The organism is Hymenobacter psychrotolerans DSM 18569 (assembly GCF_900142395.1).
Classification (GTDB): Bacteria; Bacteroidota; Bacteroidia; order Cytophagales; family Hymenobacteraceae; genus Hymenobacter; species Hymenobacter psychrotolerans.
In genome coordinates this window covers 117,799-133,918 of the sequence record NZ_FRAS01000008.1, presented here as the reverse complement: position 1 = coordinate 133,918, position 16,120 = coordinate 117,799, and the positions used below count along the sequence as shown (strand labels likewise).

The following is a 16,120-nucleotide window of genomic DNA, read 5'->3' as shown; positions in this document are numbered from 1 at the left end:
ATGAAATTCATTTATCTGCTGCCCGGCTGTGCGCTGGCAGCATTGTTTTCGGGCTGTACCAAAGAACCAACGCAGGAATATAAACTCTCGGCTGAGCAACTGGGTTGGCAACCGTACCGCGCCGGCGACGTGCTGCGCTTTGGCCATGACAAGGACAGCCAGATCCGCACATACCGCATTACGGAGGTACAGGACCGGATGGAAGAAGAACATCAGCCATATAACTGGCTTCCCTTTTCGCAATCAGCCGCACCCTTATATCAATTCATTTCGGTAGCGGCGCAACGCACTGATTCGGCTGGTCAGGTATACAATGTCCTAGACTTGTCGCTATACCACAGTCTGGAATACAGGAAGCTGGAACTACGCGCTGATGCCTCGTGGGAAATGCAATCCGGTGTCTTACTGCCCATCGACTCCGTTATTGCGGGTACCCGAATCGACACGCTGTATTACCCTGGCATCAGGCTTCTGCCAACCGTGCGGCTGGGGCCTACTACTTATTCCCAAGTACTGTTTGCCCGCAACCAATATCCTAATCTGGTAGCCCCTGGGAGCAAGCCGACCCGGTATCTGTACTATGCAAAAGGCAGCGGCTTGGTTGGATTTCAGGAAGATGGAACCGGCCTCTGGTATCGGGTGCCGTAGCTGCAGTTGCAACAATTCCTGCCGGGCCGGATGGTAGCGGAGCCGCGGTTTTATCTGTAGCTTATGGCCCTGCCAACTCCCCCCCAACTACTCTCCCATGCTAGGACTCATGATGCAGGAGCCGCTGCGTATCGCCGGCCTCCTCGAACACGCCGAAAAGTGGCACGCCGACACCGAAATAGTGAGCCGGATGCCCGAAGGCCACCTGCACCGCTACACCTACGCCGGCCTGGGCACCCGCAGCCGGCAGCTAGCCAACGCCCTGGCCCGGCTGGGCATCCGCAAGGGCGACCGGGTGGGCACGCTGGCCTGGAACACGCACCGCCACCTGGAGCTGTACTACGCCGTGTCGGGCAGCGGGGCCGTGTGCCACACCATCAACCCGCGCCTGTTTTTCGAGCAGTTGGTCTACATCATCAACCACGCCGAAGACCGGCTACTGTTCTTCGACCTGACCTTTCTGCCGCTGGTAGAAAAGCTGGCCCCGAGCTGCCCGAAAGTGGACAGCTGGGTGCTGCTGACCGACCGGGCCCATATGCCCGAGGCCTCCACCCTACCCGACCTGCGCTGCTACGAAGACCTGCTAACGGCCGAAAACGACGAGTACGAGTGGCCCGTCTTCGACGAAAACACGGCCTCCTCGCTCTGCTACACCTCCGGCACCACCGACCAGCCCAAGGGCGTGCTCTACTCGCACCGCTCCACGCTGCTGCACAGCTACGCCGCCTCCCTGCCCGACTGCTTCAACTGCTCGGCCCGCGACGTGGTGTTGCCGGTAGTGCCGATGTTCCACGTCAATGCCTGGGGCATTCCGTACGCGGCGCCGCTCAACGGCTGCAAGCTGGTGATGCCCGGCCCCGGCCTCGATGCGGCCAGTTTGTATGAGCTGTATGAGACGGAAGGCGTCACATTTACGGCCGGCGTGCCCACCATTTGGTTTGGGCTGCTGACGTTTATGCGCGAGAAAAAGCTGCAGTTCAGCACCCTGCGGCGCATGATTGTGGGCGGCGCCTCCTGCCCGCCCGCGCTGCTAAAGGCCTTCGATGAAGAGCTGGGCGTGGAAATCCGGCACGCCTGGGGCATGAGCGAAACCTCGCCGCTGGGCACCGTCTGCACCCTGAAACCGCAGCAGCTCAGCCTCTCCGACGACGAGCAGTTTGCCATCCAGACCAAGCAGGGCCGCGCCATCTTCGGTATCGATATGAAGATTGTGGACGACGCCGGCCAGGAATTACCGCACGATGGCATGGCCTTCGGCGACCTGCTGGTGCGTGGCCCGTTCGTGGTGGCCGAGTATTTCCGGCCGAACCACCCCGGCGAGCTGACCGCCAGCGGCTGGTTCCGCACCGGCGACGTAGCCACCATCGACCCAGCCGGCTTCATGCAGATTACGGACCGCTCGAAAGATGTCATCAAGTCGGGCGGCGAGTGGATTTCGAGCATTGAGCTGGAAAACATGGCCATCGGGCACCCGCAGGTGGCGGAGGCCGCCGTTATCGGGGTGCCGCACCCCAAGTGGAGCGAGCGGCCGCTGCTGATTGTGGTGCGCAAGCCCGAAGCTACCGTCAGCAAGGAGGAGCTGCTGGCCTACTACGACGGCAAAGTAGCCCGCTGGTGGGTGCCGGAAGCCGTAGAATTCGTGGACGAGCTGCCCCACACCGCCACCGGCAAGCTGCTCAAAACCAAGCTCCGCCAAGATTTCGCGGCGTATTCTTTCTAAATCACGGATTCTGCAGATTTAGCGGATTATACGGATTTTGGTGACGATTTCTGCGGTTATAGTTAATTGTACGCGATGTTGTTAGATACTCGATATAACAGAACTACTGAGCAGGTCATAGGAGCTGCTATGCAGGTACATCGGCTGCTGGGCAACGGCTTTCAGGAAGTTATTTATCAGCGGGCTTTGGCTTTCGAGTTAGAAGAACGGCAGGTAGGATTTGTACGAGAAGTAGAGGTGCCGATTTTCTATAAACAGAAGGAAATCGGCTCACGCCGGGTTGATTTCCTTGTCGAAGAAATGGTGTTGGTAGAGCTCAAGGCGTTAGCCGAAATTACGCCGGTTCACCACGCCCAGATTATCAACTATCTGAACGCTTATCAACTGGAAATCGGGTTGCTTATCAATTTCGGTGAGCCCAGTCTCCGCTTCAAGCGGTTCATCAAAACCCGCTCGAACTATTAAGTCAACAACAATATAGCACCGTCACCAAAATCCGTGTAATCCGCTAAATCTGCAGAATCCGTGATTCAGACTTTGATTATCACGCCTTTCTTGTACATCACCCACAACACGCCCAGCCAGATGAGCACGCACACGATGGCGCCGGCCAGGGAGGCGTTGATGGGGCTGAAATAGGGCGTGAAGAACGTGTTGTAGAGCCAGACGCGTAGCGTCACGTCGCCGACTTTGATGAGGTTGAGCGTTTTGGAGACGATGGCCGACAGGAAGAACACGGTAATGGCATTGACGCCGTACACCAGCGCCGGCTTGGTCCAGAAGCCGCGCCAGTTCTGCACGTCGCAGAGCCAGTAGAGCGTGGCCAGCGCCGCCATGGCCAGGCCGCCGGTGTAGAGCACGTAGGAGCTGGTCCAGAGGCTTTTGTTGATGGGAAACCAACTGTTCCAGATCAAACCCAGCACCAGCAGCAGCCCGGCATTCACGAACAGCCACACGACTTTGGTAGCCGGCTCCACGTCTTTGCGGCGCAGCCATTGGCCCGTGAGCATGCCCAGCAAACCGGTGCCCACGGCCGGCAGCGTGCCCAGCAGACCTTCCGGGTCCCAGGTGCGGCTTTGTTTCCAGAGGTGATTCTCTGTAAATACCAGCCGATCCAGCCAGGCGCCGAAGTTGGTTCCGGGCTCCAGATTGGCCGCTCCAAAACCGGGCACCGGCACCACCTGCAGCAGCACGTTGTAGAGCACCAGCACAAACGCCAGCAGGCCCAGCTGTTGGCGCCAGGTGGTTTTCAGGAACAAGACACCGCACACCAGGAACACCCACGAAATCCGCGCCAGCACCCCTGGAATCCGCACGGTTTCAAACTCAAACTTTGGATACAGCGCCCCCAGCAGCCCCAGCCCAAACAGAATGGCCGAGCGTTTCAGGATGCGCAACATGGCCGGGGCGTGTGCCTCAGGCTGCCGCCGCGCCCCGTCCAGGGCATACACGATGCTCACGCCCACGATGAATAGGAAGAACGGGAAGATCAGGTCGGTGGGCGTGCAGCCGTGCCAGGCCGCGTGCTTCAGCGGCGCGTAGATGTGGCCCCAGTCGCCGGGGTTGTTCACCAGAATCATGGCCGCCACCGTCAGGCCCCGGAACACGTCGAGCGAGATGAGGCGGCCGGGTTGCGAGGCCTGGCTTACGCCTTCCTTCGGTTCGGCCAGCGGCGCGGTACCGGTGGCTTCATGGGCGGCCTGAGTGGTGGAGGTAGTCATAGCAGAAAGCTTGCGCGGATAGGTGGCCGACGGTCTGTAGCGGCCGGCGCGGGGGCTAAAGCTAACAAAGCTCCCCTCCGGATGGTAGCCGGAAGAGAGCTTTGTACCAGAGCCCGCTCTACCACCCTGCTAAATAGCCGGGTCTTCGGGCGTGGTGGGGTTGTTTTCGCGCTCTACTCTCGGGTACGGGTAGAAGTTCCGGTTGCGCTCCGCCCCAGTGGTGCCCGGGCCGGGCCGGCCAAACCGGCGGCTGTCCTCCAGCCGGAAACCCTGGAAGGCCAGCTCCACCTGCCGGTTGCGGTAGATATCGAGCAGAATAGCCTCCTGCGTGAGCGAACCGGAATAGGCGGGCAAGTTGGCACCGGGAGGCGCGGTCGGCAGGCCGCTGGCCGGTGTGGCGGCCGCCGTGCTGGTGCGCACCCGGTTCAGCTCCGTTACAGCGTTGGTCAGGTCGTTTTTGCGGGCGTAGGCCTCGGCCCGAATCAGCAGCATTTCGCCGGGCACGTACACCGGAATGGGCGCGGCACTGGCCGTATAGAAGCCGGTGCCGCGGTTCTGGGTGGCCGTCGGGTTGGCACGGGTATAGAACGGAATGCGCTGGTCGTTGGCTTCGGGCGCCAGCGCGCCGGTCAGGCCCAGGCTCACGTTGGTCGGCTCAAACACGTTGCGGTTGCCGAAAGCCACTTCAAACAGCGGGTTGCGCGCCAGATCATCAAACACGAACACCGACCGGCTGGCCAGATCTACGCGGCCGGCCGCCGCAATGGCTTTGTCGTAGTCGCCGGCCAGCAGGCTGTAGCGCGCAATCAGGGCCTGCACCGTGTTGGGCAGGTTGATACCCCCGATAATCTTGCTGTTGAAATCTGCGGAAACCGGGGTGGCGGCCAGCTGCGTGGCGGCGGCTTCCAGCTGGGTCACGGCCGACTGCAGCGCCTGCACCCGGTCCACGAACGGGGCGTTGGTTTGCGTGGTGATGGGCAGCTGCTGGAAATACTGCGCCAGTGTGCCCAGCGCCAGCGCCCGGAAAATGCTGGCGTAGGCGATAATCCCGCTGCGGGTGCCCGGGTCGGCGGCGTTGCCGGCGTTGGCCAGCACCAGGTCGGCGTTGGCGCGCACCAGCTGGCACTGGGTCCAGAGGTTGCGCACCACCCCGTTGAGGTTCGTGACGTTGCCGGCCCCCAGGCTGATGTTGAATTCCTCGATGTTACCCACGTTTATCACCGTCAGCTCGCGGGTGCTCAGGCCCCCGGCCGCCACCGTGTTGTAGAGTGGGCTCAGGGCGCCGCCCGTAGTGAAACGGGCCTGCAGGCCATTGCAGACGGTAATCAGGCCATCGGAGTTGGTGAGCACCTGCACGTCGCTGGCAGTGCTGGGGTTCAGGTATTCCTTGTCGCAGCTGCCCAGCGTGAGCGACAGGGCAACCAGTAGTAGCAGTATCTTTTTCATGGCAGAAGGCGAAATGGGGAGGAAACCAAAACCGGCTAGAAAGTGGCCGCCAGCCGAAGCTGGTAGGTGCGCGGAATCGGCACGTTGCCGAAGTCGATGGCGCGCAGCAGGTCGGAGGAGCCGCCCGCGCTGGTTTCCGGGTCGAAGCCTTTGTAGTCGTCCCAGGAGTACAGGTTGCGCCCAATCACCGACACGTTCAGGTTGCTGATAAACTTGCTAAACGTGGGCAGCGTGTACGTAAGGGCCGTTTCGCGCAGCTTCACAAACGAGCCGTCGTCAATGCGGAACTCCTGCGTGTTATACACCGCGAAGATGTAGCCGCGCGGCAGCTCGCCCTTTAGCTCTTTCTCGGCCAGGTCGCCGAGGCCCACGCCCTGCCGGGTGCGGTAGTCGGCATTGAACACGTCCACGCCCTGCACGGCATCGAGCAGCACCCGCAGCGAGAGTTTTTTGTAGGTGAAGCTGGTCGTGAACGAGCCGGTCCAGTCCGGGTTGGGGTTGCCGATAACCACGTTGGCGATACTCGTGCCCTGGGCGTAGCTGGGCTGGCCGTTGGCCTCGCGGGCCGGCGTGAAGTTCACGGCGCCGGTGCTCTGGCCGGTAGTGCGCTCATCCTGCGGGAAGCCCTGCGGCGTCAGCAGCAAAGAGCCGTCGGGGTTGCGGGCGTAAGCCGAGCCGTAGAACACGCCCGCCGGCTGCCCATTAATCAGGTACACCGGCGCCCCGGTCACGTTGTCGATGAGCACCGCCGAGGAGCCCACCAGATCCACAATCTTGTTGCGGTTGCGGCTGAAAATGGCCGTAAAGTCCCAGCTGAAATCGGCGGTTCGCACCGGCGTAGCGCTCAGCTGCACTTCCACGCCTTTGTTGGTGAGCCGGGCCACGTTTTCCACAATCGAGGAGCCGCCGCGCGAGGGCGCAATCTGCCGGTCTACTACCAGGTCCTTGGTATTCTGGTCGTAATACGTAACGCCCAGCCCAATCCGGTCGTTCAGGAAGCCCAGGTCGGCCCCTATTTCCAGCTCGGCTACCCGCTCCGGCCGCACCCGCGGGTTGGCCAGCCGCGCCCCGGGCAGAAACGTAGCGCGTCCCTGGAAAGCCGCCGGCGAAAACTGGTAGAACCGGTCGTAGGAGCCAATGGCGGTCAGGCCGCCGGCCTCGCCGTAGCTGGCGCGCAGCTTCAGCGAGTTGAAGGCTTTGGCATACGCGGCATCTTTCCAGAAGCCCAGGTCGGAAAGCACTAGCGAGCCGCTCACTTTGGGGTAGTACTGGTTGGTTTCGGAATCGGAAAACTTCGAGGACCGGTCGCGGCGGATGGCACCGGTCAGGAAGGCTAGGTTGCGGAAACCCACCGTGGCCTGCGCAAAAATCCCGCTCAGATCAAACTGGTCCAGCTCGTAGGCCGAGGCCACCGTGGTGCTGGCGGAGCCGCTTACCGTGGAGATGAACGGGGCCTGCCCCTGCCCCTGCGTCCGGACCAGCTCGCCGCGCAGGTACTGGTAGCTGTAGCCGGCCAGCAGCGTCAGCTTCAGGTTTTCGGTGAACTGCCGCTCGTAGCCCAGGTTCACGTCGGAGTTCAGCTGCAGCACGTTGTTGTTGGCGTTGGCCGCGAAGCCGTTGGGGTAGCGCTGCAGCGGCAGGCCGGCCGTGGCCTGGTATGGGTAGGGCCGGATGTAGTTCTGGCCCGCCTGCGAGTAGGTATCCACGCCCAGAATGTAGTCGAGCGACACACCCCGGAACGGCGTCAGATTCACCTGCAGGTCGCTGATGGTGCGGTTGATGCGCTGCGTAAACTTCATGTCCTCAATCGTGGACAGCGGGTTGACGCGGGTGGGCTCCACGGCCAGCAGGTTGCCGCTGGCGTCGCGCCGCGTGATGTCGTAGATGTTGTTGGTGATGTTGATGGAGTTGATGGGGCTGTAGAACACGTTGCCGTTGGCTTTCTCGTTGGAGAAGCTGTTGTTGTAGGCCACGCCCACCGAGGCCCGCGCCCAGGTAGTCAGGCGCTGGTCTACCCGGGCCCGCACGTTGTAGCGCGTGAAATCGGTGCCTTTGATGATGCCCTGGTTTTTCAGGTAGCCCACCGACACGAGGTACTGCGTCCGCTCGGCGCCGCCCGCAATAGACACGCCGTTGTCGGTACCGTAGCCGGTCCGGAAAATCTCATCGAAGTAGTTGTAGCGCGGCACGTCCACGAGGTTGGTGGCCAGCTGCGCCGTAGCACCGGCCCGCGTGATGCCCGTGGTAGTGGTGCCGGGGTTGTTGGTCAGCTCCTGAGCCGTGGGCGCGCCGATGGTGTACAGGCGCAGGCCCGCAAACCCGAACTGCTTGCCGTAGGTGTTCACCGGCACTGATTTGCGCAGCTCGTTCACGTTGAAGCTGCTGTACGCCGATACCCGCGCTGCGCCGGCCTGCCCCCGCTTGGTCGTGATGAGCACCACGCCGTTGCTGGCCCGTGAGCCATACTGAGCCGCCGCCGCCGCGCCGTTGATGACGTTGATACTGGCAATGTCGTTGGGGTTTATATCGGAGAGGCGGTTCTGGCCGGGGTTCACCGAACCGATATCCGGCCCGGCCGCCAGCTGCGACACGTTGGTGCTGTTGTTGCTCACAATCACACCATCAATGACATATAACGGGTCGGAGGAGCCCCGCAGCGAGTGGATGCCGCGCAGCCGCACCGACATAGAGCCGGACGGGTCGCCGGAGTTCTGCACAATCTGGGCGCCGGGCAGCTTGCCCTGCAGCGCGTTGAGGGCGCCGCCGGTACCGGCCTGCTCCAGGTCGCGGGCCGTTACGGTACTGATGGAATTGCCCAGCTCGCGCTTGTTTACGCTGATAGTGGAGCCGATAATCACAACATCATCCAGGGCCTGGCGGGCTTCCGAGAGGGAGGCGTCGGTGGTGACGGTGGGGCTGCCGGCCAGCGTGAGCGGGCGTGTCTGGGTGCGGTAGCCGATGGTGGAAAACGTGAGCGTGTAGCTGCCGGGCGCTACCTGTACGGGCAGCGTATAGGCGCCATCGGTGTTGGTAGCCGTGCCGAGCGTGGTGCCGCTGAGCAGCACCGTGGTGCCGGGCAGGCCCTGCCCCCGCTCATCCGTGACGCGCCCCTGCAGCGTGTAGGCCTGGCGGGTAGCGCCGGGCTGGGCAAGTGCCGGCCGGCCCGGCAGAGTACAGACCAGGAGCCAGCTTACAACCAAAGCCAGCCTCATAAGCAAGTAGGTGTTTCGCATAGTGTGTGGGAAAAAAGGAGTGGGAGAACAAAGCAACTCACCGTTAATATATACTATTTATACAATAAATAGTACAACACCTGTTTCCTTCCTGCCAGCTTCCTCGAGCAGCCCTTCCCGCCAGGCAAAACCCGATACGCTATTGAGCGTGCGCACCGGTTCACATCTATGGCCCCGCCCCCGCCGGCTCTGGCAGTCTACCCGGCAAAAAGCCCGTCGGGTGGGCCGGAGCATGTGCTCTGGCCCGCCCGACGGGCTTGTGGTTTCGGCTGGTTTGAACTACTTGTCTTCCCTAGAATTGCCAGCGCACGAAGGCTTCTATCCCTTCGTACTCAGGCAGGCCCAGCTGGTCGTAGATGCGGGCGGTGGTGCGGTTGCGCTCCTCAGACCGTTGCCAGAACTCCCGCTGGTCGGCGCCGGGAAACAGCGGCCGGTCCTTCTGCGACTGGTGCTTGAAGATGGCTCGGCGCTTGCGCGTCAGCTCCTCGGGGCTCAGCGGCACGGCCATTTCAATCCGGTCGATGTCCCATTCCTGCCAAGCCCCGCGGTAGAGCCACACCCAGCAGTCGTCGAGCCAGGGTGTGCCGGCCGCTTTCAGGCGCTGTACGGCCTGCATAATGGCGGCCAGGCACACGCGGTGGGTTCCGTGCGGGTCACTTAGGTCACCCGCGGCATAAATCTGCTGGGGCTGAATCCGGTTCAGCAGCTCCATGGTTAGGCGGATATCCTCGTCGCCGAGCGGCTTCTTGCGCACGCGGCCGGTTTCGTAGAAAGGCAAATCCTGAAAGTGGGCCTGCTCGTCGGGGTTGAGGCCGGCGTAGCGGCAGGCGCTTTTGGCCTCGCCGCGCCGAATCAGGCCCTTTATCTGCTGCACCTCCGCCGAATCGACCTGGCCGGGCTGCTTGTTCTGAAGAAAATCGGCTACCCGCTGGTAGAGTGTTTCGGCCGGCCGGTCGTCGAGGCGGAACATGGTATCGTACTCGGCCACGAACTCGGCAAACCGAATCACCTCGTCATCAAACACCGCAATGTTGCCGGAGGTCTGGTACGCCACGTGCACCTCATGGCCCTGGTCGACGAGCCGCAGCAGCGTGCCGCCCATCGAAATAACGTCGTCGTCGGGGTGAGGCGAGAAGATGAGCACGCGCTTGGGAAAGGGCGCGGCCCGCTCGGGCCGGTAGGTGTCGTCGGCGTTGGGCTTGCCGCCGGGCCACCCCGTGATGGTGTGCTGCAGCTCATTGAACACCCGGATGTTGATGGTGTACGCCTGCCCCGACTCGGCCAGCAGCCCCGACAGGCCGTTTTCATTGTAGTCTTCGTCGGTGAGCTTGAGAATAGGCTTTTCGAGGCGGCGGGCCAGCCACGTCACGGCTTTGCGCACCAGCGCCACATCGTGCCAGTTGCAGGTTTCGCCGGCCAGCCACGGGGTTTTGCGCGGGCTCAGCTCGGCGGCAGCGGCTTCGTCCAGCACCACCTGTACGGCCGGGTGGTGCTGCAGGTAAGTAGCCGGTACAGTGTCGGTCGGCTCACCTTCCACCATCCGTTTCACCACGGCCGCCTTGCCCTCACCCCAGGCCAGCAGCACAATATGGCGGGCTTCCAGAATGGTACCCACGCCCATCGTAATGGCGCGGCGCGGCACGTTTTCTTCGCCATAGAAGTCGGAGGCCGCGTCGGTGCGCGTGATGTGGTCGAGGGTGATGAGGCGGGTGCGGGAGGCGGCGCCGGAGCCGGGCTCGTTGAAGCCGATGTGGCCCGTGCGCCCGATACCCAGCAGCTGCCAGTCGATGCCGCCCGCGTCCCGGATCTGCTCCTCATAGCGGCGGCAGTAATCGGCTACCTGGTCGGCGGGCGCGGTGCCGTCGGGGATGTGTACATTTTCGGGCCGGATGTCAATGTGGTCGAACAGGTACTCGCGCATGAAGCGCACATAGCTCTGCAGCGAGTCGGGCGCCATCGGGAAGTATTCGTCGAGGTTGAAGGTGACGACATTCTGAAAGCTCAGCCCTTCTTCGCGGTGCAGGCGCACCAGCTCCTCATACACGCGTGTCGGCGACGAGCCGGTGGCCAGCCCCAGCACGGCCGGGCGGCCCTCACGGGTGCGCAGCCGAATGAACTCGGCCAGTTCCTGAGCTATGGCAATAGATGCCGTTTCAGAGTCGGCGAAGATGCGGACGGGCACGCGGGCAGCAGGCGGAATGACGGAAGACATGGCAGCAGCTTAGGTGGAAAACAGGAGACCCGGGGAAATTGCGGCTTTACGGGGAGCATTCAAAGCATAATCAGCACTAAATAAAATACCATATATAGTTGCCTATACTTTCTGGCCCATTTAGCTTTATCTCCTTATTTCTTGCCATTTTCGGGCTAAAATCATCACGTAGCCGATGGCTTAGCCCGTTTTTACCTCTCTCCTCGCTCTTTTTTCGGATGAAAGCCCTCATTTTCTGTTGTTTCGGCTTTTTACCGGCACGGATGTTTTCCCGGCCGAGATCCAACTGCCATTAGCAGCCGGATTTCGGCCGCGCACTTTTTTGCCATTCCCCTCACCTTTTCCCTCCCACCACATGAACAGACTCTACTTGCTGGCGCCGGTGCTGAGCGTAGCGGCCCTGCCGGGCCACGCGCAGCAAACCCAGCGCACCATCACGGGCACCGTGACGGCCGATGACCGCACGCCGCTGCCCGGCGTAACCGTGCTTGTGAAAGGCACCTCTACCGGGGCCAGCACCGGCCCCGACGGCCGCTACACGGTGCAGGCTGCCCCCGGCAGCACGCTCACCTTCAGCTTCATCGGCTACACCACGCAGGAGCGCACCGTCGGCGACGATTCCACCATCGACATCAGCCTGAAGGAAAACACCACCGCGCTGCGGGATGTGGTGATTACGGGCTACAACATTCCGCAGGAAAAGCGCGACCTGGTGACGGCTGTGCAGGAAGTGAAGGCCAAGGACATCATCGACTCGCGCCAGACCAACATCGTGAATGCCCTGCAGGGCAAGGTGGCCGGCGTGAACATCACCTCCTCGGGCGGGGCTCCGGGCGAAGGCGCCTCCATTGTTATCCGGGGCGGCACCTCCCTCGACGGCGACAACCAGCCCCTGTTCATCATCGACGGGATGATCATGGACAACTCGTCGTTTCAGGAAAGCACGGCGCCAGGCGCGGGCTCGCAGTTCAACGGTATTCTGGGCCGCTCGGTGGGCTCGCCCAACCGGGCCGGCGACCTGAACCCCGAGGATATTGCCAGCATGACGGTGCTGAAGGGTCCGGCCGCCGCGGCACTCTACGGGCTGCGCGCCGCCAACGGGGCCGTGGTTATCACCACCAAGAAAGGCACGGCCGGCCGCACCACGCTCAACTACCGCACGCAGTTTTCGGTGGATGAGGTGAACCGCCTGCCTAAGCTCCAGAACCAGTACGGCCAGGGCTCGAACGGCGTGTTTGATGCCACTACGCGCAACTCGTGGGGCCCGCGCTTCGCCGAAGGCCAGGAAGTGTACGACAACCTGGGCAACTTTTTCAAGAAGGGCTACACCTATCAGAACTTCCTGAACATGTCGGGCGGCTCGGAAAAGGCCACGTTCTTTCTGTCGGCTTCGCGGCTGGACCAGACCGGCGTAACGCCCGAAAACAAGTACGATAAGACGACGGTACGCCTGTCCGGCAACGCCCAGATTTCGCCGAAGCTGAACGTAACGGGCTCGGCGCAGTATCTCAACTCGGGCGGACGCCGCACGCTGCAGGGCCCCGGCCTGCTCACCACGGCCGGCAGCTCGTCGGGCGGCTTTCTGCTGAGCCTGCTGAACTGGCCCCGCAACGACGATGCCCGCAACTACCTGAATGCGGACGGCACACGCCGCCGCCTGCTGGCGCCCAACAACGGCATTGATGCCGACGCCGACAACCCGTACTGGACGGCCGAGTTCAACCCGCAGACCGACCGCACCAACCGCTTCATCGGCAACACGCAGCTCAGCTTCCAGCCGTTTTCGTTCCTGACTCTGAGCCACAACATCGGCACCGACGTGGCCAACACGCACATCGTTTCGGTACGGGCCGTGGGCACCTCGCAGGCCAGCAACCAGAACGGCGGCATTGCCGAAACCAGGGGCCTGAACCGGCTGATTACGGCCACCACGCTGGCCTCGTTCAACCACACCTTCAACGAGAACTTCCGCGGCTCCCTGATTCTGGGCAACACGCTGGAGCAGAGCCGCGACGAGGCCGTGGACTACACCGGCCTGGTGTTCCAGAACCCCACGTTCATCAGCATCAACAACACCGTGAACCGCAACGCGCTGCAGCGGGTGTCGGTGCGGCGGCTGGTGGGCAACTTTGCCCGCCTGAGCATGTCGCTCTACGACCAGGTGACGGTAGAGCTGCAGGGCCGCTACGATATGTCGTCGACGCTGCCGCGGCCGGATGAGAACAAGGTGTTTGGCAAGGGCTTCGGCTACGGCTCGGCGGCCCTGGGCTACGAGTTTACGCGCACCCTGGGCATGACGCAGAGCAACCTGCTGAACTTCGGCAAGATCCGGGCTTCGGTGGCGGAAGTAGGCCGCGACACCGGTCCCTACCGCGTGCTTTCGCCGCTCACCACCAATACGTATATCGGGGGCGGCTTCCGCAACGACTTCTTCGGCTCCAACCCCATTCTGAAGCCGGAGCGCACCCGCTCCTATGAAGCCGGCATTAACCTGCAGTTCCTCAAAAACCGCCTGGGCCTCGACTTCAACTACTATTTCTCGCGCACCAAAGACCAGCTGATTGCGCCCCGCGTCAGCCAGGCCACGGGCTTTATTCTGCAGTACATCAACGGCGGCACCGTTACCAACGAAGGCCAGGAAGTGACGCTGAATGGTACCCCGATCCAGAATGCCGGGGGCTTCACCTGGGAGATTCTGGCCAACTTCTACCACAACACCAACCGCACGGAGTCGCTGCCTTCTCCGCTGACGGTGGTGTTCCAGTCGGATGCATTTATTACGAACGTGCATCAGGGCGGTGCTTTCGTGGGCCGGCCCATCACGGGCATCGGCGCCTATGACTTCCAGCGCGTAACGGACACCAACAGCCCCGACTACGGCAAGATGCTCATCAACCCCACGACGGGCTACCCGATTCCGGGCACCACGTTCATCTACGCCGGCAACCGCGCGCCGCGCTTCACCACGCAGCTGACCAACACGCTCACCTACAAGGCAGTGTCCCTGAGTTTCCTGCTCGATTTCCGGGTGGGCGGCAAGGTGATTAACGGCAACGACCTGTACGCTACCAACACCGGCACCGGCACCCGCACCGCCGACCGGTACAAGCAGGTGGTGTTTGATGGCGTAGTGACCAACTCCGACGGCACCTACACGCAGAATACCCGTCAGGTAGAGCTGACCCAGAACTACTTCCAGAGCATTCTGGGCGGGGTGGGCACACCATTCATTGAGGATGCTTCCTGGACCCGCCTGCGCTACGTAACGCTGAGCTACAATCTGCCGGCTTCGCTGCTCGACCGGACGCATTTCCTGAAGGGAGTGGAACTGAACGTGACCGGCCGCAATTTGCTATTGCTGACCAACTACAGCGGTGCCGACCCCGAAACCGCCGCAGCCGGCGCCGGAGTACGCGGTGGCGGCTCCAATGGCTTCGACTACGGCAACGTGCCCGCTACCCGCGGCGTGGACATGGGCCTACGCGTGACCTTCTAGGGTCTATTGTTTCTTTCTCGACTACACTGTTATGAAAAAATACCTTCTGTTCTTAGGGCTGCTGCTGGGTGGCGGCGTCCTGACATCGTGCGAGAGTTTTCTCGACGTGAACGACAACCCGAATAACCCGTCGGAGGCGACGCCTAACTTTCTGCTGCCCAGCATCATCAGCAACGGCATCCAGACCCAGATGTTTACAGCCCTGCGTACGCCCTACATCACGCAATATGTAGTGAGCCGCACCGTAAACAGCGGCGGCAACGACCAGTTCCGCTTCACTAACGCCCAAAGCACCAACACCTTCAATTACTCCTACTTTCAGTCGGGCGGCAACATTCCGCCCATGATGAAGGCGGCGCAGGAAGAAGGCTCGGTGTACTACGTGGGCGCCGGCAAAATCATGCAGGCCCTGATTCTGGCCCACCTCACCGACATGATGGGCGACGTGCCCTATTCCGAGGCTTACCAGGGCGGCTCGAACTACAAGCCCAAGTACGACTCGCAGGAGCAGCTGTATGCCACCATCAACCAGCTGCTGGATGAAGGCATTGTGGAGATGAGCAAGGACCCCAGCCAGAACAAGCGGCCCTTCTACAGCACCACGCCCAGCGAAAGCGGCGACATTCTGTATAAAGGCGACCCCGGCAAGTGGGTGCGGCTGGCCTATTCGCTGAAAGCGCGGCAACTGCAGCACCTCACCAAAAAGGGCAGCTACGACCCCAACGCCGTGCTGGCCCTGGTAGACAAAGGCTTCCGCAACAGCGCCGACGACGCCCAGCTGCAGTATCAGGCGGCGGTGGCGCCGCTGGCCAACACCACCAATATTTTCGGGACGACGCGCGCCAACTTCGGAAGCGCTACCTTCTCCTCGAACTTCATCAAGTACCTGAACGGCACCACGTTTCCGGGCGTCACGGACCCGCGCTTTGGCGTAATGGCTCCTACCACCAGCACGGGCGCAGCGCCCGGTGCGGGCACGCCTACCGGCACCAACGTGACGCCGGGCACCACCATCACGGACTTCTACGCCAGCTGGTACGCGCGTGACCTGGGCTACTACGAGGTGATTACCTACCACGAGCTCAAGTTTATTGAGGCCGAAGCCGCCTTCAAGGCCGGCCAAAAGGGCCGCGCCCTGACGGCGTATAAGGAAGGCATCCGGGCGCACATGACCAAAATCGGGACGGGCGGCAGCTTCTCGGCACCTACGGTTACGTTCCCGGCCATCACGCCGGCCCAGATTACGGCCTACCTCAACAGCAGCGCCGTAGCCCAGACCGAAGCCCAGCTGGCTTCGCCCACCAACCCCAATCTGCCCAAGGCCATCATGGAGCAGAAGTACATTGCCATGTTCCTGAACCCGGAGTCGTGGTCGGATATGCGGCGCTATGATTTCAGCACCGACGTGTACGTGAACCTGCAGTACCCCACCGGTACGGGCATCAACACGGCCCTGTCCAACAACCCCGATCCGGCCATGCGCTTCCCGCGCCGGATGCTGCCGGGTGCCACCGAAACGCTTTACAACCCCGACGAGGTAGCCCGCATGTTTGCCGAAGCCGGCGCCACCACCAACGACGAGTACGTTGGCAAGCCCCTGTGGTGGGACCGTCCCTAAGGCGCAGTCCGTCAGTTCTTTTCCTG

The 16,120-nt window shown here is 62.1% G+C and carries 9 protein-coding genes; 5 read left to right on the top strand and 4 right to left on the bottom strand.

The window, feature by feature from the left end; all coding sequences use genetic code 11:
* From BUE15_RS09490 to BUE15_RS09480, 3 genes are all read left to right on the top strand, one after another.
* Entirely contained in the window at positions 1-648 is a 648-nt protein-coding gene (locus BUE15_RS09490; protein WP_073283704.1) for a hypothetical protein, read from the top strand.
* 97 nt (positions 649-745) lie between these two features.
* Positions 746-2,368, top strand: a complete 1,623-nt coding sequence (locus tag BUE15_RS09485; RefSeq protein WP_073283701.1) for a 3-(methylthio)propionyl-CoA ligase — start codon at positions 746-748, stop codon at positions 2,366-2,368.
* A 75-nt stretch (positions 2,369-2,443) separates the two neighbouring features.
* Positions 2,444-2,833 carry a GxxExxY protein gene (locus BUE15_RS09480; RefSeq protein WP_073283698.1) on the top strand — a complete coding sequence of 130 codons (390 nt, stop codon included), beginning with the start codon at positions 2,444-2,446 and terminating at the stop codon, positions 2,831-2,833.
* Positions 2,834-2,898: 65 nt separating this feature from the next.
* Here BUE15_RS09480 and BUE15_RS09475 read toward each other — a convergent pair whose 3' ends face one another.
* From BUE15_RS09475 to nagB, 4 genes are all read right to left on the bottom strand, one after another.
* Positions 2,899-4,089: an acyltransferase family protein gene (locus BUE15_RS09475; RefSeq protein ID WP_084548944.1), complete on the bottom strand. Its 1,191-nt coding sequence runs from the start codon at positions 4,087-4,089 to the stop codon at positions 2,899-2,901.
* A 129-nt stretch (positions 4,090-4,218) separates the two neighbouring features.
* Positions 4,219-5,535 (bottom strand): RagB/SusD family nutrient uptake outer membrane protein, encoded by a 1,317-nt coding sequence (locus tag BUE15_RS09470; RefSeq protein ID WP_073283695.1) that lies wholly within the window; start codon positions 5,533-5,535, stop codon positions 4,219-4,221.
* 35 nt (positions 5,536-5,570) lie between these two features.
* Positions 5,571-8,747, bottom strand: coding sequence for a SusC/RagA family TonB-linked outer membrane protein (locus BUE15_RS09465; RefSeq protein ID WP_139252201.1), 3,177 nt, complete (start codon positions 8,745-8,747; stop codon positions 5,571-5,573).
* Positions 8,748-9,060: 313 nt separating this feature from the next.
* Positions 9,061-10,980, bottom strand: a complete 1,920-nt coding sequence (gene nagB / locus BUE15_RS09460) for a glucosamine-6-phosphate deaminase (protein WP_073283689.1) — start codon at positions 10,978-10,980, stop codon at positions 9,061-9,063.
* Positions 10,981-11,335: 355 nt separating this feature from the next.
* On the opposite strand from nagB, the gene BUE15_RS09455 reads away from it, so the two are divergent.
* Entirely contained in the window at positions 11,336-14,476 is a 3,141-nt protein-coding gene (locus tag BUE15_RS09455) for a SusC/RagA family TonB-linked outer membrane protein (protein ID WP_073283686.1), read from the top strand.
* Between the two features lie 31 nt (positions 14,477-14,507).
* Entirely contained in the window at positions 14,508-16,094 is a 1,587-nt protein-coding gene (locus BUE15_RS09450; RefSeq protein WP_073283683.1) for a SusD/RagB family nutrient-binding outer membrane lipoprotein, read from the top strand.
* The last annotated feature ends 26 nt before the right edge of the window (positions 16,095-16,120 follow it).